At 61.7% G+C, this 25,229-nt stretch carries 23 protein-coding genes; 12 read left to right on the top strand and 11 right to left on the bottom strand.

Annotation, left to right across the window (positions count from 1 at the left end):
- Window positions 1-133: 133 nt before the first annotated feature.
- From IG629_RS17370 to IG629_RS17385, 4 genes are all read left to right on the top strand, one after another.
- Complete coding sequence (locus IG629_RS17370; RefSeq protein ID WP_193173193.1) at window positions 134-931, top strand: phytanoyl-CoA dioxygenase family protein; 798 nt, start codon at window positions 134-136, stop codon at window positions 929-931.
- Window positions 932-948: 17 nt separating this feature from the next.
- Window positions 949-1,239, top strand: a complete 291-nt coding sequence (locus IG629_RS17375) for a cupin domain-containing protein (RefSeq protein ID WP_226886886.1) — start codon at window positions 949-951, stop codon at window positions 1,237-1,239.
- A gap of 19 nt (window positions 1,240-1,258) precedes the next feature.
- Window positions 1,259-2,446: an amidohydrolase gene (locus tag IG629_RS17380; RefSeq protein ID WP_193173194.1), complete on the top strand. Its 1,188-nt coding sequence runs from the start codon at window positions 1,259-1,261 to the stop codon at window positions 2,444-2,446.
- Window positions 2,447-2,807: 361 nt separating this feature from the next.
- Window positions 2,808-6,674 (top strand): DUF4347 domain-containing protein, encoded by a 3,867-nt coding sequence (locus IG629_RS17385; protein ID WP_193173195.1) that lies wholly within the window; start codon window positions 2,808-2,810, stop codon window positions 6,672-6,674.
- Here the strand turns inward: IG629_RS17385 and IG629_RS17390 are convergent.
- The 5 genes from IG629_RS17390 to IG629_RS17410 form a co-directional block, all read right to left on the bottom strand.
- Entirely contained in the window at window positions 6,671-7,441 is a 771-nt protein-coding gene (locus IG629_RS17390; protein WP_193173196.1) for an isocitrate lyase/PEP mutase family protein, read from the bottom strand. The genes IG629_RS17385 and IG629_RS17390 overlap by 4 nt on opposite strands.
- A complete protein-coding gene (locus tag IG629_RS17395; protein WP_193173197.1) occupies window positions 7,395-8,510 on the bottom strand; it encodes a bifunctional transcriptional activator/DNA repair enzyme AdaA in 1,116 nt (371 codons plus the stop codon). The genes IG629_RS17390 and IG629_RS17395 overlap by 47 nt, the downstream gene beginning before the upstream one ends.
- A gap of 259 nt (window positions 8,511-8,769) precedes the next feature.
- Window positions 8,770-9,576 carry a PhzF family phenazine biosynthesis protein gene (locus tag IG629_RS17400; protein WP_193173198.1) on the bottom strand — a complete coding sequence of 269 codons (807 nt, stop codon included), beginning with the start codon at window positions 9,574-9,576 and terminating at the stop codon, window positions 8,770-8,772.
- Between the two features lie 27 nt (window positions 9,577-9,603).
- Window positions 9,604-10,308, bottom strand: a complete 705-nt coding sequence (locus IG629_RS17405) for an alanyl-tRNA editing protein (RefSeq protein WP_028466475.1) — start codon at window positions 10,306-10,308, stop codon at window positions 9,604-9,606.
- On the bottom strand, window positions 10,305-11,294 hold the full coding sequence (locus tag IG629_RS17410; protein WP_028466476.1) for a threonine dehydratase: 990 nt from the start codon (window positions 11,292-11,294) through the stop codon (window positions 10,305-10,307). Before IG629_RS17410 ends, IG629_RS17405 begins: the two co-directional genes overlap by 4 nt.
- Before the next feature lie 205 nt (window positions 11,295-11,499).
- Between IG629_RS17410 and ehuR the strand changes: the two genes are divergently transcribed.
- A complete protein-coding gene (gene ehuR / locus IG629_RS17415) occupies window positions 11,500-12,900 on the top strand; it encodes a MocR-like ectoine utilization transcription factor EhuR (protein WP_028466477.1) in 1,401 nt (466 codons plus the stop codon).
- A 51-nt stretch (window positions 12,901-12,951) separates the two neighbouring features.
- Window positions 12,952-13,536 (top strand): GNAT family N-acetyltransferase, encoded by a 585-nt coding sequence (locus tag IG629_RS17420; RefSeq protein WP_193173199.1) that lies wholly within the window; start codon window positions 12,952-12,954, stop codon window positions 13,534-13,536.
- A 58-nt stretch (window positions 13,537-13,594) separates the two neighbouring features.
- Here the strand turns inward: IG629_RS17420 and IG629_RS17425 are convergent, their stop codons facing one another.
- On the bottom strand, window positions 13,595-14,806 hold the full coding sequence (locus IG629_RS17425) for a M20/M25/M40 family metallo-hydrolase (protein ID WP_193173200.1): 1,212 nt from the start codon (window positions 14,804-14,806) through the stop codon (window positions 13,595-13,597).
- 389 nt (window positions 14,807-15,195) lie between these two features.
- Between IG629_RS17425 and IG629_RS17430 the strand changes: the two genes are divergently transcribed.
- The 4 genes from IG629_RS17430 to IG629_RS17445 all read left to right on the top strand — a co-directional run bounded on the left by IG629_RS17430 (window position 15,196) and on the right by IG629_RS17445 (window position 19,759).
- A complete protein-coding gene (locus tag IG629_RS17430) occupies window positions 15,196-16,149 on the top strand; it encodes an ABC transporter substrate binding protein (protein ID WP_193173201.1) in 954 nt (317 codons plus the stop codon).
- Window positions 16,146-18,065 (top strand): ATP-binding protein, encoded by a 1,920-nt coding sequence (locus IG629_RS17435; RefSeq protein WP_193173202.1) that lies wholly within the window; start codon window positions 16,146-16,148, stop codon window positions 18,063-18,065. The genes IG629_RS17430 and IG629_RS17435 overlap by 4 nt, the downstream gene beginning before the upstream one ends.
- A 105-nt stretch (window positions 18,066-18,170) precedes the next feature.
- Complete coding sequence (locus IG629_RS17440; protein ID WP_193173203.1) at window positions 18,171-18,332, top strand: YqaE/Pmp3 family membrane protein; 162 nt, start codon at window positions 18,171-18,173, stop codon at window positions 18,330-18,332.
- A complete protein-coding gene (locus IG629_RS17445) occupies window positions 18,329-19,759 on the top strand; it encodes a mechanosensitive ion channel family protein (RefSeq protein ID WP_226886887.1) in 1,431 nt (476 codons plus the stop codon). The genes IG629_RS17440 and IG629_RS17445 overlap by 4 nt, the downstream gene beginning before the upstream one ends.
- Here IG629_RS17445 and IG629_RS17450 read toward each other — a convergent pair.
- A complete protein-coding gene (locus IG629_RS17450) occupies window positions 19,756-20,166 on the bottom strand; it encodes a DUF4112 domain-containing protein (RefSeq protein ID WP_193173204.1) in 411 nt (136 codons plus the stop codon). The genes IG629_RS17445 and IG629_RS17450 overlap by 4 nt on opposite strands.
- Before the next feature lie 168 nt (window positions 20,167-20,334).
- On the opposite strand from IG629_RS17450, the gene IG629_RS17455 reads away from it, so the two are divergent.
- Window positions 20,335-20,724 (top strand): DoxX family protein, encoded by a 390-nt coding sequence (locus IG629_RS17455; RefSeq protein WP_193173205.1) that lies wholly within the window; start codon window positions 20,335-20,337, stop codon window positions 20,722-20,724.
- A gap of 57 nt (window positions 20,725-20,781) precedes the next feature.
- Entirely contained in the window at window positions 20,782-22,383 is a 1,602-nt protein-coding gene (locus tag IG629_RS17460; protein WP_193173206.1) for an adenosine deaminase family protein, read from the top strand.
- Between the two features lie 15 nt (window positions 22,384-22,398).
- On the opposite strand, the gene IG629_RS17465 is transcribed toward IG629_RS17460, so the two are convergent.
- Genes IG629_RS17465 through IG629_RS17480 form a run of 4 tightly spaced genes read right to left on the bottom strand, consistent with a single transcriptional unit; the run spans window position 22,399 to window position 25,211 of the window.
- Window positions 22,399-23,436 carry a succinylglutamate desuccinylase/aspartoacylase family protein gene (locus IG629_RS17465; RefSeq protein ID WP_226886888.1) on the bottom strand — a complete coding sequence of 346 codons (1,038 nt, stop codon included), beginning with the start codon at window positions 23,434-23,436 and terminating at the stop codon, window positions 22,399-22,401.
- A complete protein-coding gene (gene rimK, locus IG629_RS17470; protein WP_193173207.1) occupies window positions 23,429-24,358 on the bottom strand; it encodes a 30S ribosomal protein S6--L-glutamate ligase in 930 nt (309 codons plus the stop codon). Before rimK ends, IG629_RS17465 begins: the two co-directional genes overlap by 8 nt.
- Complete coding sequence (locus IG629_RS17475) at window positions 24,358-24,846, bottom strand: ATP-dependent zinc protease family protein (protein WP_193173208.1); 489 nt, start codon at window positions 24,844-24,846, stop codon at window positions 24,358-24,360. Before IG629_RS17475 ends, rimK begins: the two co-directional genes overlap by 1 nt.
- Complete coding sequence (locus IG629_RS17480; protein ID WP_193173209.1) at window positions 24,843-25,211, bottom strand: hypothetical protein; 369 nt, start codon at window positions 25,209-25,211, stop codon at window positions 24,843-24,845. The genes IG629_RS17475 and IG629_RS17480 overlap by 4 nt, the downstream gene beginning before the upstream one ends.
- Between the last annotated feature and the right edge of the window lie 18 nt (window positions 25,212-25,229).

Raw genomic sequence — 25,229 nt, forward strand, 5'->3', positions numbered from 1 at the left:
CCGGTCCGGCCCTTTGACTTTGCCGAAGGCTAACGTCCGAAGGACCGGGCTGCAATGCGCGCGGCATTTTAGGTCATTGCGGAGCCGGGTTCGGCGCGGCATGCTTCGGGTTCCTGCCTTCCGGAGCTATCCCATGCTGCATCCACTTCTCACCCAGAGTCTGGTCGACGCCTATTGGCGCGACGGCGCCGTCCTGATCAAGGGCCTGTTCAAGGGCTATGTCGACCGGATCGCCGCTGGCATCGAGCGCAATCTGGCCGAGCCGGGGCCGTTCGCCGGGGATAACCTGAAGCCCGGAGAGGGCGGCCGCTTCTTCGAGGATTACTGCAACTGGGAGCGCATCCCGGAATTCGCCGATGTCGTCCGGAATTCACCGGCCGCTGAAGTTGCAGCAGGTCTGATGGGCTCGAAGAGAACGCAGATGTTTCACGAGCATGTGCTGGTGAAGGAGCCGGGCACGTCCAAGCCGACGCCCTGGCACCAGGACAGCCCGTATTACTTCGTCGACGGCATGCAGAATGTCAGCTTCTGGGCGCCGGTCGATCCGGTGACCGATGCCTCGCTGCGCTGTGTCGCCGGATCGCACCGCTGGGAAAAGGAAGTTCTGCCGACGCGCTGGCTCTCCGACACCAATTTCTATCCGGGCGATGAAGATTACATGCCGATCCCCGATCCCGACGCCGAAGGCATGCCTATCGTCGAATGGCCGCTGGAGCCGGGCGATGCCGTCGCCTTCCATTTCCGCAATCTGCACGGCACCCGCGGCAACGAGACCGGCAACCGGCGGCGGGCCTTCTCGCTGCGCCTTGTCGGTGATGATGCCCGCTATGTGGAGCGCCCCGGCCCGACCTCCCCGCCTTTTCCGGGCCACGACATGAAACCGGGGCAGGTGCTTCGGGAAGACTGGTTTCCGTTTCTTTACTCCGCCTGATCCGGAAGGAAATCGCCATGACCGGGGCCCGCCCTCAAGCCGTTCCCACCATCCTGCTGGACGACGATGTCGTCCGCATCACCCGGTGGGATTTCCAGCCCGACGCCGAAACAGGCCATCATGTCCACGGCATGGGCTATGTCGTCGTGCCGATGACCGACTGCCAGTTCCTGCTGGAAGAGCCGACAGGCCCGCGCCGCGTCGACATGGCTGCCGGTGCCGCCTACCGGCGCGATGCCGGGGTCGAACACAACGTGGTCAATGGCGGCGACGCGCCGATGGCCTTCATCGAGATCGAATACAAGTAAACAGGACCGACCGGATACCATGCGCAATTTCGACCATTTCCTGACGCCGGAAGAAGAAGAAACCCTCGTCGCCTTCCGGCACGATCTGCACCGCCACCCGGAGCTGTCCGGCGAGGAGGAATGGACCGCACGTCAGGTTGCGGATTTCATCGGCGCCCGTTCGCCCGACAAGGTGCTGACAGGGCTTGGCGGGCATGGGGTCGCGGCGATCTATGAAGGCGCGGAGCCGGGACCGACATTGCTTGTGCGGTCAGAACTCGATGCCCTGCCGATCCAGGAACTCTCCGGCCTCGACTACAGCTCGGAGATCGAGGGCAAGGCCCATCTTTGCGGCCATGACGGCCACACGACCACGCTGGCGGCGCTGTCCTATGGTCTGGAGCGGGAACGACCGGCGCGGGGCCGTGTCGTGCTGATGTTCCAGCCGGCGGAGGAAACCGGCGCGGGCTCAGCCGCCGTGATCACCGATCCGCGCTATGACGAGATCCGGCCGGACATGTCGATTTCCCTGCACAACATGCCGGGCATTCCCATCGGCCATGCGACGCTGGCACCGGGGATCGTCACCTGCGCCTCGCGCGGTATGGAAGTCCGGCTGACCGGCAAGACAGCTCATGCCTCCCAGCCGGAAACCGGCACCTCGCCGATGGCTGCGCTCTCTACCCTGATGCCGGCCCTGTCCGCGCTCGGCGGCGGCGATATCAAGGGTGCGCATTTCTCCATGGTGACGGTCACCCACGCGTCCATGGGCGAGCCCGCCTATGGCGTTGCCCCCGGTGCGGGACGGCTGATGGCAACGCTGCGGACAAAGTCGGACGGGGAAATGGCCGCTCTGGTGGCCGAGGCGGAAGCGATGGTCGCCGACGCCGCGAAAGCCGCCGGGCTGACATTCACGATTTCCTATGACGACGTGTTCGACCACACGGAGAACCATCCCGAAGCCGTGCAACTGCTCGAACAAGCTCTTGACGGACGCGGCGTCACCCATGATCCGGGCGACCTGCCGTTCCGGGGCTCGGAGGATTTCGGCCGCTTCGGGCAAGGCTCGAAGGGCGCGATGTTCTTCCTCGGCGCCGGTGAGAACCGCCCGCATGTGCACAATCCGGATTACGTGTTTCCGGACGAACTGATCTCCATCGGCTCGGGCGTCTTCATGCGGGCAATCCGGAACTATCTGGGAAGCGCGGCGACCGGCGACCGTGTGTAAACTGGCTTCGAACGCCAACCTCAGACTCGACACCGAGTCTGAGGCAATGAAATCCACAATACTCCTTCCCGCGCCGATAAATTTTTCGGCGAGATCAATAATTTTCAACAAAAATCAGCAAATATTATTAACATTCTCTCTATATAGTTAATTTTTATTATATCATCACGTCACCTAAGATTATTTTTGTAAAAATTTATTATACTTCATATTTTTATATTCAATATCAGACACAAATTACTAACTTCACATTTTTCTATACTTTTCTTTGACCAATTAACCATATTTACAGTATAGGAACGGGCACCTCAAAAACCAGCAAAATCGAATCGTTTTACAGATAAATACGGGAGTTTTTACCGTGCATTCCGAAGCAAAAAACATTCTGTTCGTCGATGAAAGCGTCGAGCAATCAGAGATCCTGACAGGATCAATTGCACGGAATACAAGAACTTATCGCCTTACTGGCTCAATAGACTCTCTGTCCTTTATCGCCCGGATCCTGGAGGGGCAGCCCTCAATCGATCAAGTAGCGATCCTCACCCATGGAAGCCCCGGCGCGCTTCGTCTCGCTGGGAAAGTGTTCGATTATGCCGCGTTACGGCGTTCAGCCGACGTCCTGAAGCGCATCGGGGCGACATTGAGCACGGAAACAGAGGTTTCGCTTATTGCATGCGGGACCGGCGCCGGATCCAACGGCAGACGCTTCGTCGCGGCGCTCGAAGCCGCGCTCGGAGTGCCCGTGAATGCGGCGGATACAGATCTCGGTGGCTCTGCCGGGTGGGACGCGATGCCGGCAGCGGCAACCCAGTTCCCTCCTGCAGCTCTGTCCGCCTACCCGCATCGCCTCGCGCTGGTTTCCGGCACGCCATCGTCCGGCGACGATACTCTTGTGGGTGACAACACCGGGGAAACCATCGACGGGCTCGCCGGCAACGACGAGATCTCAGGCGAGGGCGGTAACGACACTATCAGTGGCGGTGCAGGAAATGACTTCATCGACGCCGGCGCGGGAGGCGACCAAGTTGCGGGACACGCCGGCAACGATACGATCTCGGGCGCTGACGGCGACGATGACATTGGTGGCCAGGAAGGCAACGACAGTATCGCCGGTGGCGACGGTGATGACTCCGTCTATGGCAACCAGGACGACGACGTGGTCCTCGGCGACGCTGGCAATGACAGGGTGGATGGGGGTGGCGGAAACGACACTCTGTACGGCGGAGCCGACGATGACTCGCTTTTTGGCGGCGGCGGCAACGACAAGATGTCCGGCGGCGCCGGCGCAGACTCTATCGACGGGGGCAGCGGCAACGATACCATCGAGATAACTGCCGCCGAATACAATGCGGCAACGGACACCATTTCCGGCGGAGACGGAACGGACGTCTTACACCTAACGGGCGGCGGCGATTTTGACCTCACATCGGCAAACTTACACTCGATAGAACAAGTCAGTGGCTCGGGAAGCGACGATAAAATTACCGGCACGGCTGGAGCGGACAAAATTGACGGCGGAGGCGGCGCAGACACTCTCCTCGGCGGTGCTGGAACGGACACCCTTTCGGGCGGTGCTGGAAACGACCAGCTGCTCGGCGGAGCCGATGATGACTCGCTTTTTGGCGACGGCGGCAACGACAAGATGTCCGGCGGCGCCGGCGCAGACTCTATCGACGGAGGCAGCGGCAACGATACCATCGAGATAACTGCCGCCGAATACAATGCGGCAACGGACACCATTTCCGGCGGAGACGGAACGGACGTCTTACACCTAACGGGCGGCGGCAATTTCGATCTTACATCGGCAAACTTACATTCGATAGAATTTGTCAGTGGCTCGGGAAGCGCCGATACAATTACCGGCACGGCTGGAGCGGACAGTATTGTCGGCGGAGGCGGTTCGGACAGCCTTATCGGTGGGGATGGGGCCGATATCTTCATTAGCAACGCGGCAGACCTCGGCGACGATACCATTTCAGGCGGAGACGGAACGGACGTCTTATACCTAACGGGCGGCGGCGGTTTTGACCTCACATCGACAAGCTTAAACTCGATAGAACAAGTCAGTAGCTCGGAAAGCGCCGATACAATTACCGGCACGACTGGTGCTGACAATATTGACGGCGGAGGCGGCGCAGACACTCTCCTCGGCGGTGCTGGAACGGATACCCTTTCGGGAGGTGCTGGAGCGGACATTCTCTCGGGCGGCGGCGGAGCAGACAGCCTTGTCGGCGGTGACGGCAACGATACCATCGAGACAACTGCTGCCGAATACAACGCTGCTACGGATACTATTTCCGGCGGAGACGGAACGGACGTCTTACACCTAACGGGCGGAGGCAATTACGACCTCACATCGGCAAACTTACATTCGATAGAACAAGTCAGTGGCTCGGGAAGCGCCGATACAATTACCGGCACGACTGGAGCAGACAATATTGACGGCGGAGGCGGCGCAGACACTCTCCTCGGCGGTGCCGGAACGGACACCCTTTCGGGCGGCGACGGAGCAGACAATATTGACGGCGGAGGCGGCGCAGACACTCTCCTCGGCGGTGCTGGAACGGACGCCCTTTCGGGCGGCGACGGAGCAGACATCCTTTCGGGCGGCGATGAAGCAGACAGTCTTATCGGCGGCGACGGCAACGATACCTTCACAGGCAACGTGGACGACCATAATGGTGACACCATTTCCGGTCTTGCCGCCAACGATGTCATCGTTGTTACCGGCGACACATCACTTGCCGCGTCCCTGAACGGCACGACCCTCGGGTCGACGCTCGATCTCGGCAGCGGGACACTCAACTTTTCCGGCGCCGCAAGCAATCTGACCGTTAACGCCGTGATCAACGGCTCGAACACGGACATCACCTTCACTCAGGCGGCCTCCTCAAGCGGCTCATCAGGCAGCAGTTCTTCCTCCGGCAGCGGCACCCTGACGGTCACTAACCAAACCACGGCGGACACCGCCGGCACCGCAACCGGCCGCACCCTGGTGAACAATACCGGCAGCACCGCCTCCGGGACTCTTGTATCGAACACAGGTAACGGCAACGTCGTGACGGCGACCCTGCCGGCCAACGTCTCATTAACCAACTCCGGAACATCCACAGCTCAGGCCAACAGCACCGCGCGCACCTCCCTGACGGCAGAAATCAAGTCAACCGAACCGGTCGTAAGCGCGCAGAGTTTCCTCGACGGCCACGGCCAGACCTTCCTTGGCAATTCGACCGGCCTTGAGCTCGACGTCCGCTCGATCACTTTCACAAGCTCGGACACGACGGCGCAAACAGTCCAGATCACCGGCGACGCCGGCACCTCAAGCGGGTCCGAGGCCTTCGTTATCAACACTTCCGGCCTGCCGAGCGGCTCGACCCTACAGCTCGACAATATCGAGTTCGCCGCCATCGTCGGACAGGCGACGGTGACCGGCGGCAGTGGCCAGAACTATGTGGTCGGTGACGATGCTGCCCAATTCATCTCGCTCGGCGCCGAGGACGACACGTTGGCAGGCGGCGGCGGCAACGACACCGTTGGCTCAGGCGGGGGCGAGGATATCGTCTATGGCAACCAGGGTATCGACTATGTCTTCGGCGGCGACGGCATGGACACGCTCTATGGTGGCCAGGACGGAGATACCGTCTTCGGCGGCAACGGCAATGACGTCCTCTACGGCAACAAAGGCAACGACACATTGTCCGGTGGCGAGAACGAAGACCTCCTCTATGGCGGCCAGAACGAGGACATCGTCTATGGCAACACCGGCAATGACGTCCTCTACGGCAACAAAGGCAACGACACATTGTCCGGTGGCGAGAACGAAGACCTCCTCTTTGGCGGCCAGAACGAGGACATCGTCTACGGCAACACCGGCAATGACACCCTCTACGGCAACAAAGGCAACGACACCCTCTATGGTGGCCAGAACGAGGACATCGTCTACGGCAACACCGGCGACGACTTCCTGGCGGGCAACAAGGGCGACGACACGCTCGTCGGCGGCGACGGGGCAGACACCTTCATCTTCGGGTTCGGTGGCGGCAACGATCAGGTGACCGACTTCCAGGCAGGGATCGATACGCTCGCCCTGGAAACCGGGCTCGGAGTCAGCTCCGCGGCGGAGACCGGTGGCAATACCGCGGTAACCTTCTCCGACGGAGGCACCGTCACCGTGATCGGGGTCTCAAAGACAGACCTCGCCGCCGCCACAGGATGGGATCTGGGTTAGATGTCCCTGTAAATTCCGGCGGCCTGCTCCGTCACCCAGGCCATCATGTCGCGCCATGGTCCCGGCCCGTAGCTGATCCGTGCGACCCCGAGTGCCGCCAGTTCCTGCGGCGCGGGTACCTCCGGCATGATCAGGATGTTGAGCGGCAGTGCGATTTCCTCTGCGGCGCTCCTGATCAGCTCCGGACTCTTCAGCCCGGGCATGAAAATCCCGCTGGCGCCCGCCTCGGCGTAGGCCTTGGCGCGGGCAAGCGCCTCGTCGATCAGGCGAGGATGGTTTGCAACATCCCGGTCCTTCAGGAAGATGTCCGTGCGGGCGTTGATGAAGAACGGCAGGCCCGCATCCTCGGCGGCGGCCCGTGCGGCGCTGATCCGCTCCGCCTGTTTCGCCACCGGATAGAGCCCTTCCCCGCCGACCTTCTGATCCTCGAAATTCACCCCGACGGCACCAGCGGCGATCATCCGCGCGATGTTCCTGCCCACACCGCTCGGGCCCGCCGCGTAGGCGCCTTCGAAATCGACGCTGAGCGGCAAATCGCTGGTTGCCGTGATCCGCTTCACGATCATTTCCAGCATGTCGAGCGGCAGCGCTTCGCCATCGCCGTAGCCTTGCGCACCCGCGACCGACCAGCTTCCCGTCGCCAGCGCCTTTGCCCCGGCATCGGCAACAGCCTTGGCGCTGCCGGCATCCCAGATGTTGAAGAGAATGACCGGATCGCCCTTACGATGCAGATCCGCGAATGACTGTGCCTTGTCCGCTTGCGACATGTGTTTGTTCTCCCCCTTGGCTTGCATAGGCCTGTTCAAGCTCGATCAGTTTCTGTTTCCGCCAGATCCCGCCGCCATAGCCGGTGAGCGAGCCGTCGGCCCCGATCACCCGGTGGCAGGGAATGGCGATGGCGATCTGGTTGGCTCCATTCGCCCGCGCGACAGCACGGGTCGCGGACGGGCGGCCGATGGCCTTTGCCAAATCGCTGTAGCTCCGCGTCGCGCCCGCCGGGATGCGTCGCAGTTCCAGCCAGACTTCCCGCGTGAAGGGGCTGCCGTGATAGGTCATCGGCGTTTCAAACCGGGCGCCCTCTCCCGAGAAATAGGCCTTCAGCTCGGCCTCGATCTGCTCCGTCGGAGCAAAGCGGCCGATACCGATGCCGCCGCGTGTCGCATCCCGTAATCTCGACAGCTCCCTTGGGAGCGCTTTGCGGTCGACAAATTCCAGCAGATGTAGGCTGGAGCGGTCGCTGACCGCGACCAGCGCACCGATCGGGCTGTCGATCCAATCCGCTTTCAGGAATTCCTCACCGGTGAAGCTTGCGGGCGACTGGCCGAGCAGCCGGGCGAAGGCAGAACGAAACCCGCTCGGCGAGTCGAACCCGGCCTCAAGCTGCGCATCGATCACACGGCCGCCATCCGACAGGGTGACGAACCCGTCCCGTAAGCGGCTGAGCCGGGCCATTTCAAGGAAGGTCACGCCGAACTGGCGCTTGAAACTGCGCCGCACGGTCGAGGGGTCGAGACCAAGCGCGATTACGTCCGCCTCGGTCCAGCGCCGGGCAGGATCGGCCTCAAAGGCGGCGACGAGAATCTTCACCGCCGGATCGGCCTCCGCCGCCGTCGCCACCGGCTTGCATCGCTTGCAGGGCCGGAAGCCGGACTCGATGCATTCACCGACCGTGGCAAAGAAACGGCAATTTTCCGGTTTTGGGTTACGCGCCGGGCAGTTCAGCCGACAGAAGATCCCGGTCGAGGTGACGCCGACATAGACCCTGCCGTCATAGGCCGGGTCCCGCCGGACAAGGGCGTCGTAGAGGAGGTCATGATTTTCAATGTCGTACAGCATGCCCCTCCTCTATCAAACCGCGCCCGGAGCGTCCGCCGCATTTCGGGCAGCTATATTTCTTTTCGCTGTCTCAACGATGAAAGATCACTGTCCCCGCTCTTCCCCTGCGCCGTCATCCCTGCACTCCTCTCTTCGTCATTCCCGCGTACGCGGGGCCCCAGAGAACGCAGAGCCGGACTCCATGATCGTCTGGGTCCCTGCTCTCCGGCAGGGATGACGATGTGAGGGAAAAGCCGGGATGAGGACCGTTGAAGTGGCCTCAGATCTCGATATGGCCCGAGAGATACCGCGCGGCCTTGCCTGCCATCTCCACCCGATCGCCTTTGAGGCTGCATTTCAGCTCCCCGCCGCGGGCCGAGATCTGCCGGCCGAGCAGCTCTTTCTTGCCCAGCCGGTCCGCCCAGTAGGGGATCAGCAGGCAATGGTTCGAGCCGGTCACCGGATCCTCGTCGATACCGTGGTTCGGCGCGAAATAGCGGGAGACGAAATCGACCTGCCAGCCCGGCGCCGTCGCCATTATGGAGACCGACTGGAGCCTTTTCAGGGCGCCGAAATCCGGGCTGAGCGCACGGATCTGATCCTCGTTCTCGAACACCGCCATCAACCGGTCCCGCTCCGGCTCCTGCGGCGCATCGTAGAGTGCGGCAGGTTCCGTACCGAGGGCTTCGAAAAGCCCAACCGGGGCGTCCCGCTTCGCCGGCGGATAGCTCGGGAAGTTCATGACGTATAGATCACCGTCCCGCCGCACCTTGAGCACACCGCTGCGGGTCCGGAAACTGATCTCCTGACGGTCCGGCATCAGGTCGTCGAAGATCAGCGCGGCACTGGCGAGGGTCGCATGGCCGCACAGATCGACCTCTACCGCCGGTGTGAACCAGCGCAGGTGGAAGTCGGCCTCGCCTGTGTCATCGGGAACGAAGAATGCGGTTTCCGCCAGATTGTTCTCGGCCGCGATCGACTGCATGGTCGGATCGGTCAGCCAGCTGTAGAGCGGACAAATGGCCGCCGGATTGCCCCCGAACACATTCTCGGTAAAGGCATCGATCTGGTAAATTGGAACCCGCATTTCCTTGTTTCCTTCTTGTACTTCCGGTCACTCAACCAGCGTCAGATTGATCCGCCGGTTCTGCTTGCCCTTGTTCTCGATCTTGCCGATCTGGATGGTGCCGATCTCCGACGTGGAGCGGACATGCGTCCCGCCGCAGGGCTGGAAATCCACATCGTCACCGATCCGGATCATGCGCACCTTGCCGCTTCCCATCGGCGGCTTCACGGACATGGTCCGGACGAGATCCGGATTGGCTGTCAGCTCATCGTCAGTGATCCATGAGATGCTGATCCCGTGGTCGCCCGCGATGACCTGGTTCAATTGCTCGGTCAGGGCCTCTTTTTCCGGACGCTCGCCCGGAATGTTGAAATCGAGCCGGCCCTTGCCCGCGCCGATCTGCCCGCCGGTCACGCCGCCATCGACGACGGAACAAAGCAGGTGCAGAGCGGTATGAACCCGCATGTGCTTGTAGCGCCGGTCCCAGTCGAGGGTGACTTCGACGTCGTCGCCAACGGCCGGGGCCGCCGCGCCTTCTTCGAGTTTATGCAGAATACCGTCCTCGCCTTTCACCGCCTCGGTGATGGCGACCGTGCCTCCCGGGCCTGCCAGCGTGCCGCTGTCGCCGGGCTGGCCGCCGCCGGTCGGGTAGAAAACGGTGCGATCCAGCACAACCCCGTCCGGGCCGGATGCCAGCACTTTCGCGGTGCAGGATTTCAGATAGGAATCTTCCCGGAACAGCTCTTCAGTCACGTCGCAGTCTCCTCATGTGTCTCCGCGCCCATCAGCACGTCGCGATAGAGCGCAAGGTCGACATTGGCACCGCTGAGGATGAGCGCAACCTTTTGACCCGCATTGGAGTCTTTCTCTTTCAGGCAAGCCGCCAGCGGTGTGGCCGCCGCGCCCTCGGCGACATTGTGGGTATCGGTGAAATAGTGCCGCATGGCGGCCTTGATCTCGTCTTCGGAGACCCGGACGATCCGCTCCGCCCCTTTCAGGATAACCTCGACCGCCTGCTCCACCGGCACCCGGCAGGCGACGCCGTCCGCCATCGTGTCCGCGCTGTTGGTCGAGACCGGCTTCTTCTGCTCGAAAGAGAGCGCATAGGCGGGCGCGTTTTCAGCCACCACGCCAATCACCTGCGTCTTCAGGCCGAGCGCATCCCGCGCGGCTATCACCCCGGAGATGCCGGAGCCAAGCCCGATCGGCACATAGACCCGGTCAAGGTCCGGGCAGGCCGTGAACAGCTCAAGCCCATAGGTCGCCACCCCGCGCACCAGATCCGGATGGTAGCTCGGCAGCAGATGCAGCCCCTCGCCCTCGGCCAGCGAAACCGCATGCTCGAACGCCGCCTGGAAATCCTCGCCATGCTCGATCAGCTCGGCACCGAGCGCCCGCATGGCCGCATTCTTTTCCACCGAATTTCCGCGCGGCACCACGACGACAGCGCGCAGCCCGGCCCGCGCCGCCGCGAAGGCGACGCTCTGGCCGTGATTGCCCCGGGTCGCGGTGATCACACCCGGACAGTCCGGCACCCGGCGTTTCAGGCCGTCCATATAAACCAGCCCGCCACGCATCTTGAAGGCACCGAGCGGCGTATGGTTCTCGTGCTTGACGCGGATCTCTGTTCCGGCCCGCTGCGAGAGCAGAGGCCAATGATGTTGCGGCGTCGGCGGCACAAGCTGATGTACCAGCCGGGCCGTCTCTTCAAGTTCGTCGCGTGTGAAAGAAAAAGCCACGATCCGTCCTTCCCGGTTGCAGTCAATCAGCCCGCATCATGTCAAAGCAGGCGGCATCAATCCATGGCACCATCAAGCCCGGCGACCGGATTGTCTCCATTTCGCCCGCCATCAATCGACACAATGTTACGATTGAACCGATCCAATACCTGCGTAATATCGGTTCAATCATCGATCAATCGGAACATTGTCACAGAGACAAAGTATGCACAGCCACCCGATGGACTGGGTCCCCGATCTGAGCGACCGGCCCGGACCGAAATATCTCTCGATCGCCCGCGCCATGGCGGAAGACATCGCCACCGGCGCCCTGCAACCGGGCACGCAACTGCCGACGCACCGCGAGCTGGCCTATCAGCTCGGTGTCACTGTCGGCACGGTATCGCGCGCCTATGCCGAGGCCACCCGGCGCGGCCTGATTGATGGCGAGGTCGGCCGCGGCACCTTTGTCCGCCGCCGGATCGGCCGGGACATGGGCGAGATACCGGCAGGCGCTAACCGGGGCGGGATCGATTTCGGACTGAACTTTCCGCCGATGGGGAACACGGAACGGGACGCCTTCTCCGACGCCCTGAAGGAAATTGCCGACAGCCGCGACCTGATGAACCTGATGGCCTATGCCCCGCATGGCGGCGCCCCGCGTCACCGGCAAGCGGCGGCGGACTGGATGCGCGCCCTCGGTGTCGAGACCGATGCGGGCCGGGCCATTGTCACCACGGGCGGGCAGAACGGCATGCTCGCCGCCTTTGCAGCCCTGGTGCAGGCGGGGGATACAATCCTTGTCGAAAAGCTGACATATCCCGGCATTGTCCCCCTCGCGGAAATGCTCGGTCTCAAAGTCCAGCCGGTGGATATGGATGCCGAAGGCGTGCGCCCGGATTCCCTTGAGGAAGCCTGCCGCAGTTTCGCGCCACGCGCGCTCTATTGCATGCCGACCCTGCAAAACCCGACCAACGCCGTGATGGGCGAGCAGCGACGGCAGGACATTGCCGCCATCGCGGAACGCTACAATCTGATCCTGGTCGAGGACGATCTCTACCGCTTCCTGGTGGCGGACGCACCGCCGCCGCTGGCGAATTACCTGCCGGACCAGACGATCTTTATCACCTCCGCCGCCAAGCAACTGGCACCGGGTTTGCGCATCGGCGGGGTCAGCGCACCGCGCGCCATGGTGCCGAAGCTGGAACGGGCGATGCGGGCCTCAACCTGGATGGCCGCGCCGGCCATGGCGGAAGTCTTCGCGCTCTGGGTCGACCGGGGCATCGCCGGCATTCTCGCCCGGGAAAAAGCCGAGGAAATGCGGAGCCGCCAGACCGCCGCCGCCGAAATCCTGCAAGGCTTCGAGTTCACCGGGCACCCGACCAGCATGCATCTCTGGCTGACCGTGCCGGAGCCCTGGACCGACCGCGATGCAGTGGCCGTGCTGGGCGAGCATGGCGTCATCGCCTCCTCCGGGCAGGTCTTTGCCACCGCTCCCGGCGCCGGCCGCAACCGTCTCCGCCTCTCTCTCGGCAACCCGAAAGACCTGAAGATCGTGCGCCACGGTCTCGGCGTTATTGCCGAAACCCTCGCCGGTGCTCCGCAACAGGCCGCCTCCATCGTCTGACCCACTTCCTGCCTATTGCCTTTCCATTTGCATGCTGAAGGACCACCCGAAATGAAAGTCGAACCCGTCACCCTGACCGGTAAACATGTCCGCCTGGAGCCAATGAGCGAAGCCGCCATCCCGGCCCTGCAGAAGGCTGCGGAAGATCCGGCGATCTGGAAATGGACCTGGCCCGGCACGGACCCGGAGGCGGTCGCGGCCTATGTGCGTCTGGCTCTGGAAAATCAGGAAAAGGGCATCGACCTGCCGTTCGTCACCATCGATGTCGCCAGCGGCGAGGTTGCAGGCTCGACCCGCTACATGACCATCGACACCAAGAACACACGTGTGGAAATCGGCAGCACCTGGCTGAACCCGCGTTATCAGCGCTCGCCTCTCAATACCGAAGCAAAATACCTGATGCTGACCCATGCGTTCGAGACGCTCGGCTGCATCCGGGTCGAGTTCAAGACCCACCACAAGAACGAGCAATCCCAGAACGCCCTGAAGCGGATCGGCGCAATCTATGAAGGCACCCTGCGCCAGCACATGATCCATACCGACGGCACGCTCAGGGATTCAGTCTATTTCTCCATCCTCGACAAGGAATGGCCCGAGGTGAAGAAGATGCTGGAAGCGAAGCTGGCCGCGAGATAGCACCCTACCGGGTCGGACAAGCTCTCAGAAGCTATCCGGCCCGGATCCTTTCAGTAAATTAACCTTCCACGAACCCAGCCGTCGCCACCAGCGCGAGCAGGCCTGCATTCAAGCCCCGCAGGCTCAGCTTCGGCTCGACATCGATCCACTCGTCCACCGTATGGGCCCGGCCACCGGCGCCGCCGTGGGAGAATTTTACGGCCGGGACGCCGTGCGCCATCGGGATATTGGCGTCTGTCGAAGAGGCGGAGAAGGCAGGCTCGAATCCGTAGGCTTTTATCGCGGCGACGCTGGCTTCGACGATTGTGGTGTTGTGCGCCGTCGTGCCCGCCGGGCGGTTGCCTATCTGGGTGAGTTCGACGCTGATTTCGCCGTTCGTGGTATCGCCGCGCGCATTCTCGCCCGCGACCGCCGCTTCGATCAGGGCTTTCACCTCGCCATCGACCCGGTCCAGCACCTCGGCGGATTCAGACCGCAGGTCGATCTCGGTCCAGACCTCTTCCGGGATCGCGTTCACCGACGTGCCGCCCTGGAAGGTGCTGGCGCAATAGGATGATCGGGGATCGCCCGGCACCTCGATCTTCGACATGCCGACCAGAAAGCTGCCAAGTGCATAGGCCGGGTTCACCGTGCCGAACGCGCCGAGGCTGTGTCCGCCCGGCCCCTTGAAAGCGACCTTGTAGCGGTAGGAGCCGACCCCGGCCGTGACCAGATCCTGTGTCTCGATACCGTCGAAGGTGAAGAAGGAGGCGATGCGTTCGCGATAGGCGTTCTCGGTAAAGAGATAGCGCACACCGCGCAGGTCGCCCTTGCCCTCTTCGCCGACATCGCCGACGAACAGGATGTCCTGCTCGGTCTCGATCCCGCCGGCATCGAGCGCCCGGATGAAGGCCAGCAGCGTCGCCAGACCGCGCGTATCGTCGCCGACACCGGGGGCGAACAGCTTGGTGCCTTCGCGCCGGACTTTTACGTCCGTGCCTTCCGGAAACACCGTATCCAGATGCGCCGCCGCGACGACGATGGGACCGTTGCCGCGCCCGCGCCGCAGCCCGGTGACATTGCCGATGCCGTCTCGCTGCACGTCTTCCAGCCCGAGCGCCTGGAACATCTCCTCATACGCCGCCGCCCGCTTCTCTTCCTTGAAGGGCGGAGACGGGATCTCGGTCAAGGTGATGATCTCGCTAACGAACCTGTCGTGGCCAACACGCAGATCGTCGGTGGCTTTTTGAAACTGAGCGGAGGCACTGATGGTCGCGGTATCGTTGGTCATGTGTTTGCTCGCGGGGACGGTCGGGGAAAGCGAAATTCGATCGCAGCTTACAGGAAACAGACCGGGCTCAGCATCCACTGGATCGGCATCACCGGAATGCCGATCAAGAAGCAGCCAAGGTCGGTCGATTCGAGCCATCTTGACCAGCAACTGCCCCGCTTTATCTTCTTGGTTCTGCACGGAACACCGTTCCGGGCTTTGCATTTTTTATGAAGTCCGTACAATCGCTTAAGGTTTAGACTCTAAAAGTATTCGCACACAAACTGGGTGTTGCAGTGCCTTCAGCCGGGAGCCGTCCGACGCACGCATTTTTGAAATTGCTGTTTCTTGGCCTCTGCTTCTGGATGCTTCCGCAGAGCGCAGTTGCAAGCGAAACAGCTAAACGGGTTATGATCCTCCAGACTCTCTCCTCTACCTTTCTGGAAAAGTCGACAGTACGGTTTCGTGCGGAAATGACCCGCCTGGGTTTCAAGGACGGAACAGATGTCTCCTATACCGTCCTGAATGCCAAAGGCGATTACGGCCGGGCCAAATCCCTGCTGACATCCGCAATCGATGAGAACACCCCGGATCTGGTCGTAACCGTCGCCACGCTTGCGACTCGCGCCGGACGGGACCTGCTGTCGGGTACGAAGATCCCGCAGATGTTCCTGATCGTCACGGACCCGGTTGGCGAAGGGTTCGTCAGTGAAATGGGGAAAACCAGCGGAGCGAACATCACGGGTCAGAGTCATGTCGTCCCGGTGGAATCCCAGCTCGCCCTGGTCTCCCAGATATTGCAGACGGCCAGGCGCGACACACCGTTCCGCATCGGCATCCTGCGCTCCACATATCCGTCGGCGGTCAGCGAATCCGCCCAGTTGCGCGCTGCCGCGCACCAGTTCCCGATCGTGAGCCTGACCGATCTCGGCTTCCCCTATCTGCCTGGAGACAGCGGACGCCCAGAGATGAACAAATCGGCAGTGGAACTGATAACTGCGCACAAAGACAGCCTGGACGGCATCTGGCTGGTGGCCGGGCCGAACCAGACCAACCTCGATTTCGTGAACACAGTCCTGGCCACCGGCATGCCGATCGTGAACAGCGGCAATATCAGGAATGCCCGCCTCGGGGCCATGCTCGCCCTGCAGTCCACGGTGGAACTCAACGGCAGGGCCGCTGCGGAAGCGGCAAGCGCTATCCTGTCCGGAACCAACCCCGCGGACATTCCGGTTACCCGGCCGAGCAAGTTTATTGCCGGCGTGAATGTTCTGACCGCCGCCAGACTTGGTGCCGTCATTCCCTCCGGCATTCTGGAACTGGCGCAGGAAAACGTCTTTTATCGACAAGGTCGCGGAAATTGAGCCTCTACACGAAATTCATCGCCGCGATCATTCCCATCGTCCTGCTAGGAACGGGCGCTCTCGGCTACTGGTCCTTCACATATTCAAGGGACGTACTCTACAGAACAGAGCAGCAGGCGATGAACCTGCGGCTAGAGAGTGCGATCGACCAGTTTGTCGACCGCCGCTACCGGCTTCTGGAAACCACCGGGCTGAACTCACTGACGTCCTACGTCGATCAGTACAAGTCCGAGGCGCTGACCGATTTCAGGACTCTCAGTCAGAAAACCGGCCGGCGCGTTCTGATTTTCAACCGGGACGGCTCCGCCTTGTTCTGCGGCGGCTGCGAGGACGATCTCTTTCCCGACGGTTGGGGAGAGCTTATATCCGACATCACCGACAAACTCTTCGGAACCCATTACGCAGCCCCCGGCGACCACGCGGTCTTCAGCGCAGCCGGGTTCGCAAAACCGGAATGGAACTGGGTCGTCCTCCTGACGATCCCGGAGTCCGTGGTCTCAAAGGATGTCGAGGATATCCGGCTGGCGACGATCATCGTCTCTCTCGCGTCCATACTCGCCGTCGCCGGAATGATCGCCTGGGTATCGCGCAGCCTCCTCGTCACGCCGATTCTGAAGCTCAAGCTGGCGGCGGATTCCATTGCCCGGCAGGAGCCGATCTCCAGGATCGACATCAACTCGAACGACGAACTCGGCCGCCTCGCCCGGGATATGGAGACGATGTCACAGGCGACCCACGACTATGTCGAGCGCGCGAACGCCGCGAACAAGGCAAAGTCCGGGTTCCTGGCAACAATGAGCCACGAGATCCGGACGCCCCTGAACGGTGTGCTGGGCATTGCGCAGCTTCTGGAAGACACCGATCTCGACCCGGACCAGCAACGCAAAGTCTCCAATATCGTGGCCTCCGGCAAGACGCTGCTGGCGATCATCAACGACGTGCTGGACATGAGCCGGATCGAGTCCGGCGCCATGGAGCTGGAAGACACGGTTTTCGACCTGAAAGAACTGCTGTCCTCGATCATGACCCCGTTCCAGACCGCGGCCGGACAAAAAGGCCTGACCATACGGGGCGAGTATGCGTTGTCGGAGCCCGCCCAGATGCGCGGCGATCCCGTCCGGCTGCGGCAGATACTCTGGAATCTGCTCAGTAATGCCGTGAAGTTCACGGATTCAGGCAGTGTCGTGCTCACAGTCAAGGAAGTCAGCGCCGATGCCGCACCGATGTCCGCGCCCTCGCCAGAGACGACACGCGGAATTCGCTTTGCCGTAACCGATACCGGCACAGGGATCGCACCGGACCGCCAGGCATCCATTTTCGAGGCCTTCACCCAGGAAGACAGTTCGATCACCCGGAAGTTCGGAGGCACCGGCCTCGGACTCTCCATCGTCAGTCAGATCGTCGAACTCATGGGCGGCCGGATAGGGATCGAAAGCGAGCTCGGGAAAGGGACAACGATAGATGTCTTCATTCCCTTCGGCACAGTCACCGCCGAAGAGCTGGAACACTCGAACTCGGCAAAGATGGCGACCACCGGCGACAAGCGGACACTGCCCGCCTACAGGATCCTTGTCGCGGAAGACAACGCGATCAACGCCATGGTGGTGACGGCCGTCCTCGAAAAACTCGGCCAGAATGTCAGACATGTCGAGAACGGCCGGGAAGCCGTTGACGAAGTCATGCGGGGCGAAACCGACTTCGTCTTCATGGATATCCACATGCCGGAGATGGACGGGATCGAAGCGACCAGAGAAATCAGAGCCGCCGCATCCAACAACGATATCCCCATCATCGGTCTCACCGCCGAAGCATTCGTCGAGCGACATGCCGAGTTCAGGGACGCCGGCATGAACGACGTCCTGACCAAGCCCTTCACGGAAGACCAGCTGTTCAAGGTCCTGTCCCGGTACGGGTGATAGCCGGGCTCCCAACAAGGCATTCGGCCAGGACATTCAGCGAAGGAACCTTATCCGCATCCCGGCGTTATAGTTCAAACCGGAACGCTTCCCGAGGATAGAGACATGACCATACTCCGACTGATCCTGACCATCCTCCTGCCGCCTCTTGGCGTCTTCCTGACTGTGGGGATCGGCGGCCATTTCTGGCTGAATATCCTGCTGACGATCCTGGGATACATTCCCGGTATCGTTCACGGGGTGTGGGTCATCGCGAAACGGTCATGATCGTGCGGCGCCGGGCGGCCCTGGCCGGGATAGCCGTTATTGTCATGCTATGCCTTGCGGCCGTCACCGGGCCAGCGGGAGCGCAAGAGAGCTCTCCCGAGGCGGGTGACGTTACCGCGGCGCCGCAGGCCGTTGCCGTCACGCCGGTCGCGCACGACGATGAGATCGCCACCCGGATCGAGGACATTCTGCAAGCGACGGGCTGGTACCCCGACATTGAGGTCAACGCGACCGACGGCGTTGTCTTCCTCGACGGCGTCACCGGGTCCGACGAGCACCGCGGATGGGCACGCGACCTTGCCTCCAAAACCCAGGACGTGGTTGCCGTTGTCAACCGGATCACGGTCAAGCCCGAGATCGACTGGAGCTTCCGGCCGGCCACCTCCGAAATCACAATACTCCTGCGTAACGGGCTCGCCAGCCTGCCGCTAGTGGTTCTGGCGCTGGTGATCCTGCCATTGGCGTTCTTCGCCGCCATATTCGTGGCACGGATGATTGAATGGATATTGCGCGACCAGGTCGACTCACCGTTCCTGCGCAGCGTCATCGCACGGACAGCGGCGATCCCGGTCTTCCTGATCGGCCTCTATATCGTGTTGCAGGTTGCTGGCCTGACCCAGCTCGCCCTGTCAATCCTCGGCGGTGCCGGGGTGGCCGGCATCATTGTTGGCTTCGCGTTCCGCGACATTGCCGAAAACTTTCTGGCGAGCCTCCTGCTCAGCATTCGGCAACCTTTCCGGCGTGGCGACTATATCGCTGTCGGCGGACAGGAAGGCACGGTCCAGAGCATGAATACCCGCAGCACGCTTCTGATGTCGCTCGAAGGCAATCATATCCAGATCCCGAACGCGACAGTGTTCAAGAACACCATCGTGAACTACAGCGCTGCCCCCGCCCGCCAGGAATTCCTCGAAATCGGCGTCGGCTACGATGTATCGATCGCCGTCGCGCAGGAGATCATCCGCAAGGTTCTTGTCGACCACGCCGCCGTTCTGGAAGAACCGGAGGAGCCGCTTGTCCTGGTAGACTCCCTCGGCAGTTCGACCGTCAACCTGCGTGCCTATTTCTGGTTCGACGGCAGGGCCTATTCGGTTCTCAAGATCAGGTCCGCCCTGCTTCGCTTGGTTAAGAAGGCCCTGATCGAGGAGCACATCTCGATGCCCGATCACGCGCGCGAAGTCATCTTCCCCCAGGGAGTCCCGGTCATTTCCATGGACGGCTCCCCGGAGGCGCCGCAACCAGCATATGCGCCAGCCATTGAAGCGATCCCCGCGCCAGCGCCGGAAGTACCGGAATCCGGTGCCTCCGCAACCACATCGGAGGGTGATCTGGAAAATGAAATCGAATCCCTGGAACGCCACGCCGCCTCTGCCGACATTCCGGAAGCTGAAGAGGACCTGCTGTCCACATCCGACACCAAGCCCTAGCACTGGCTCCCTTTAGCGGCATCGACCTCGCGGGCGAAGTGCTCCCGCAGCAAAGCCGCGTTCCACAGGTTGGCCTTGAAACCGACGTCAAAGATATCGCCGACCAGCGGGACCGCGCCGATCACAAGGTCGATGGCGGTATTCGCAGCCATCCGTGCCCGCAGCGGGAAAGGCACGCCCAGCCGACGCGCCTGTATCACAATATAGATCGAGAATAGCGCGGTGGTGCCGTCGCCAAGACCGGGGATCAGCCCGGCCAGTGCATCCAGCCCGAACCGGATATCGGTGCCCGGAACCCGAAAACGACTGTCCAACCAGTAGGCCAGCGTCTCAAGCCTGTCGATCTCGCGTTGTCGGTCTTCCGAACAGGCCGTGGCGCATCTTCCGGCTGGTTTTTTGGCCTTCATCGCTGTCTCCGGTCCATGATCTCAACACCTGTGCCTCCTTGAGATAACGCTCGCCGGTCCCTGCGGTTCCAATTGGACAAAACTGTGAAGAGCCAGCTTTTGCAAGGCTTAGGGCGATGCGCTACGGTCCGGAAAATTACCCCTCCGACAAGAATGGATTAGGCTCTGATGAGGAACAAGCTAACGCCTTGGGCTCCGACGATACTCAGCATTACCCGTGCAATCGCCGGCCTGATCTTCATGGCACACGGCACGCAAAAAATTCTTGGCTTTCCGGTCGGCGGACATACGCCGGCGATGTTTTCCATGCCATGGACGGCAGGCGTCATAGAGCTGACCTGCGGCGCACTCATCGCCATCGGATTTCTGACACGCCCCGCCGCGTTCCTGTCATCCGGCCTGATGGCCGTTGGCTACTGGATCGCTCACGCACCGCGCGATTTCTTCCCGGTGAACAATGGCGGTGACGCTGCAATCCTCTATTGTTTCCTGTTCCTCTATCTGGTTTTCGCCGGGCCCGGTCCGCTGAGCATCGATGGCATACGCCGCCGCGCCTGAGCAAGGAACGCATTGATCCAGGGCACACCGCCCAGACAACATAAACGTGCATAAAAAATGATCCGCATATACTCTGTATTCACCCTCACGAAGAAGGAGCAGATGATGCGGATCACCTCGATCATGGCTGTACTTGCCCTGGGGCTCGGCGCCTGCACCGGTACCCCATACGGCAGCCCGGAAAGCCGTACCAGCGCTCACTTCGAGGCAATCCGGGACGACCGCACACTGACCCGCGCCTTCCTGCAGGAGATGCCGAAGGGTGCGGATCTGCACACCCATCTCTCCGGCGCCGTCTATGCCGAGGCCTATATCCGCTGGGCCGCCGATCCGGATCTCCAGCTTTGCTACGACCCGGGCGCCCGGTCGATCGTGCAATGCGCCACCCACGTCCCGCCAATGGCGAAGCCGGATTGCAAAAGCGCGACGCAGGTGCGGATGAGTGATGCCGCGCAGAGCGATGCCTGCATCGCGGCCATCACCGATAATCTCTCAATGCGCAATTTTCAGCCCAACCCACTCTGGGACGAGCGTTCCGGCCACGACCAGTTCTTCTCCACCTTCGCCCGGTTCGGCGCTATTTCCGGTGAGCGCAAGGCAGAGAGCCTTGCCTGGCTCGCGCGGAACGCGGCGCTGCAGAACGTGGTCTATGTCGAGCCGATGATGACGCTGGGTTGGGTCAATCCGCCGACTCTCGGCGTGACGCAGAAACTCGCCGGCGGTAGCGACAAGGATCTCGCGGCCTTCGAGAAGGCGCTGCTCGATCACGGTTTCGGTAAACTGGTGGATCAGGGTGCGAAGGTGTTGAACGACGCTATGGCTGGCGCCCGGGAACAGATGGGCTGCGGCACCGCCAGTCCCGAGCCGGGCTGTACCGTGACGCTCCGCCAGCTCGGCCAGAGCATCCGGACACAGCCGCCGGAAAACACCTTTGCGCAGGTCATGCTGCATTACATGATCGCGGAGCGGGAAAAGCTCAGCGTCGGGGTGAATTTCGTCGCGCCGGAGGACTATCACGTCGCGCTCCGGGACTATTCCCTGCACATGAAGATCTTCGGCTATTTCAAACGGAAGTATGAGACGGTCGGCCTGTCCCTGCATGCTGGCGAGCTCTGGCTCGGCGTCACAGAGTTGAAGGACATGACCTTCCATATCCGGGAAGCCGTGGAGATTGCTGGCGTCGACCGCATCGGCCACGGCGTCGATATCGGCTTCGAGAAAGACAGCGGCGCGTTGATCGAGCGGATGGCGAAGGACGGCATCGCCGTCGAGATCAACCTTTCCAGTAACGAGCAGATCCTCGGCGTCGCCGGCAAGGATCACCCGTTCCCGACCTATCTGAAGGCGGGAGTGCCGGTGATGCTCTCCACCGACGACGAGGGTGTCGAGCGCATCGACCTCACCAGTCAGTACCAACTCGCCAGCGAGCGGTATGGCCTCAGCTATGTCGCCCTCAAAACCCTGTCGCGGCAAAGCCTGGAGAAGAGCTTTCTAAGCGGGAAATCCCTCTGGCACGACTTCCGCACACTCCTGCCCGTGGCAGCGTGCGGGAAAGGCTTTGCGACATCGGCCTGCAAAGCCTTCCTGCACGACAGCGACAAAGCCCGTGCACAGGTTGAACTGGAGACGCGGATCAAAGCCTTTGAAGCGCAGTGGTGACAAACCGGGTCCCTACTAAAGGATCTCGTCCTCGTCGAGCAGCGGGTCGTTGGCGAATTCTTCCTCGATCGCACCCATCGTTCCCTCCATTGAAGCGGAACGCGGGAGCTGGGCGACATGGTAGAGAGCATCGCCCTGATTGACGGACGGATGGTTCGTGCGGCCGACGATCAGCCCGGACACTTCACTTTTTAGTTCCGTTTCCTTTTCGCCGAACGGATCGGCGATGTAGCCCATGGTATCGCCCTTGCGGACAACATCGCCGACATTGCGCGATGTCCGGAAGATGCCGCCCTCGGTAGCCCGAAGCCAGGCAGACTTCTCAACCAGTGGCGGCGCCACATTGCCGATCTTGATGCTGCGCGCACTGATCATGCCGAGTTGCTTCAGCACCTTGAGGATACCCTTGACGCCAACCCGCGCTGAAAACTCATCCAACCGCAGGGCCTCACCTGCCTCATAGAGCAATATAGGCACGCCTATTTTCGCGGCCGCCGCACGAAGCGATCCCTCACGCAAAGCCGACTTGATAATCACAGGGGGTTCGAACACACGTGCAAGTTCCAGCGCCTTCGTATCGTCGGCATTGATCCGGATTTGCGGCAGGTTCACGCGATGCACCGCAGCCGAATGCAGGTCGATGCCAAGATCGCACAGCGAAACCACATCGTTGAGGAACCGGTATGCAAGCTGGCTGGCGAGGGAGCCGGTCTGGCTCCCCGGGAAGCTCCGGTTAAGGTCGCGGCGGTCGGGAAGATAGCGGCTGTGACTGATGAAGCCAAAGGCATTGACGATCGGCACCAGCAGAAGCGTTCCGGAAACCCGCTTCAGCGCGGAGCTCCTCGCGAGCCTGCGGATGACCTCTACACCGATAATCTCATCGCCGTGCACGGCCGCGCTGACGAATACCGTCGGCCCGTCCTTACGACCATGGATGACCTGGACCGGCAGGCTCATCGGGGTGTGATTGGAAAGCACGCTCAGCGGAATATCGACAATCCGGCGGGTGCCGGGGGAGATTTCCTCTCCCCCGATCTGGAATGGCTTACGCAACTGCGACCTTCTTGCGGCTCTTGCCGCCCTTGGTCCGCGTCCGGCCGGCACGGGCGTTCTTCTCCAGGAACTCGATGATCTTACCGGCCACATCGACACCGGTCGCCTTCTCGACCCCTTCGAGACCCGGTGAGGAGTTGACCTCCATCACCACCGGCCCGTCATTGGAGCGCAGCATGTCGACACCGCAGACATTGAGCCCCATCGCGTTCGCAGCCTTGAGCGCCGTCGTCCGTTCGGCAGCGGTGATCTTGATCGCTTCCGCTGAGCCGCCACGATGCAGGTTGGACCGGAAGTCGCCCTCCTTGCCGCGGCGGATCATCGCCGCCACGACCTTTTCGCCGACCACGAGGCAGCGGATATCCTCGCCGTTCGCTTCCTTCACGAACTGCTGGACGAGGATGTTCGTCTTCACCCCGCCAAAGGCCTGAATAATGCTCTCGGCCGCTTTCGGCGTTTCGCCGAGCACGACACCGATACCCTGGGTTCCTTCGAGCAGCTTGATGATGACCGGCGCGCCGCCGGCAATGCGCAGCAGCTCTTCGGCATCGGAGGTCCGGTGTGCGAAGACCGTGACGGGAAGCCCCACGCCTTCACGCGACAGGAGCTGCATGCTGCGCAGCTTGTCGCGGGAGCGGGAGATACCGACCGATTCATTCAGCGGATAAACGTCCATCATCTCGAACTGGCGCAGAACCGCCGTCCCGAAGAACGTCACCGACGCACCGATACGCGGAATAATCGCGTCATAGCCGGTCAGGGAGTTCCCCTTGTAGTGCACTTCCGGGTCATTCGACGCAATGTCGATGAAACAGCGCAGGTGATCGATGACATCGATATCGTGTCCCCGCTCTTCGGCTGCCTCGACAAGGCGCCGGTGGGAGTAGAGTTCAGGATTGCGGCAAAGAAGACCAATCTTCATTAGCTTGTCCTTTCAGTCTTTACCTTGGTTGAACCTGTTTTCTGCTTCCGGCCCGCCATGAACGAGCTTCCCGGATCGATAAGAAAGCGATCCCGGACAGCCTGACGGCCCAGAAGCATCCGGAACCCGAGCGGATCACGATCCGCCAGGGTGATTTCGATCGGCCAGGTAAGGCCGGCGAGCGAAACATCGGTCGAGATGACGTAGCGAACGTCCTTGTGACCGCTGGAACTCGTCACCTCGCGCATGTCCTGCACTTCGGCGACGCACTCAACAGCGGGCAGGCGGTAGCGCTGCCTTGGGTGCACGACAAAGGCGACATGCGGCGCTCCGTGATCGGTGAATTGACGAACGTCGAAAGCGTGCAGCGCGGACGTCCGGGCACCGGTATCGATCTTGGTCTTGATCCGTTCGATCCCGAGCTCACCGAGAGACACCCATTCGCGCCACCCGATCACCGGCAACCGTTCTTCCTGATGACGCTTCATACGCCCTCGTCACTTGCAGCTTCGTCCGCCTCGGCCGCCGAGCTTTCCTCCACAACCGCGCCAACAGGAAACTCCATGGCGGCGGCAATCACGCTCTCGTTCACGCGCCGGTAACTGACAAAGGTCTGCTGACTGACAACGATGAAGTAGGTTTCAAGATCGATCAGCAGATATCCCATCTCATAGAGCGAGCGCCGCAGCTCCTCGATCTGCTCCGGCCAGAGCCGCCGCACGCCCATCAGCTGGCGCATCAGCTTCATCGAAATCCGGTACCGCCCGCGCGGCTTCCCCGCGAAGGGATGCTCGTAAAGCGCTACCAAGCGAGTGCGTACATCCACGTAATCGATATCCACGTCGTCACCCATAATTCCGTCGCCACATTT

Origin of the sequence: Nisaea nitritireducens, from assembly GCF_014904795.1 — a bacterium.
Taxonomy (GTDB): Bacteria; Pseudomonadota; Alphaproteobacteria; order Thalassobaculales; family Thalassobaculaceae; genus Nisaea; species Nisaea nitritireducens.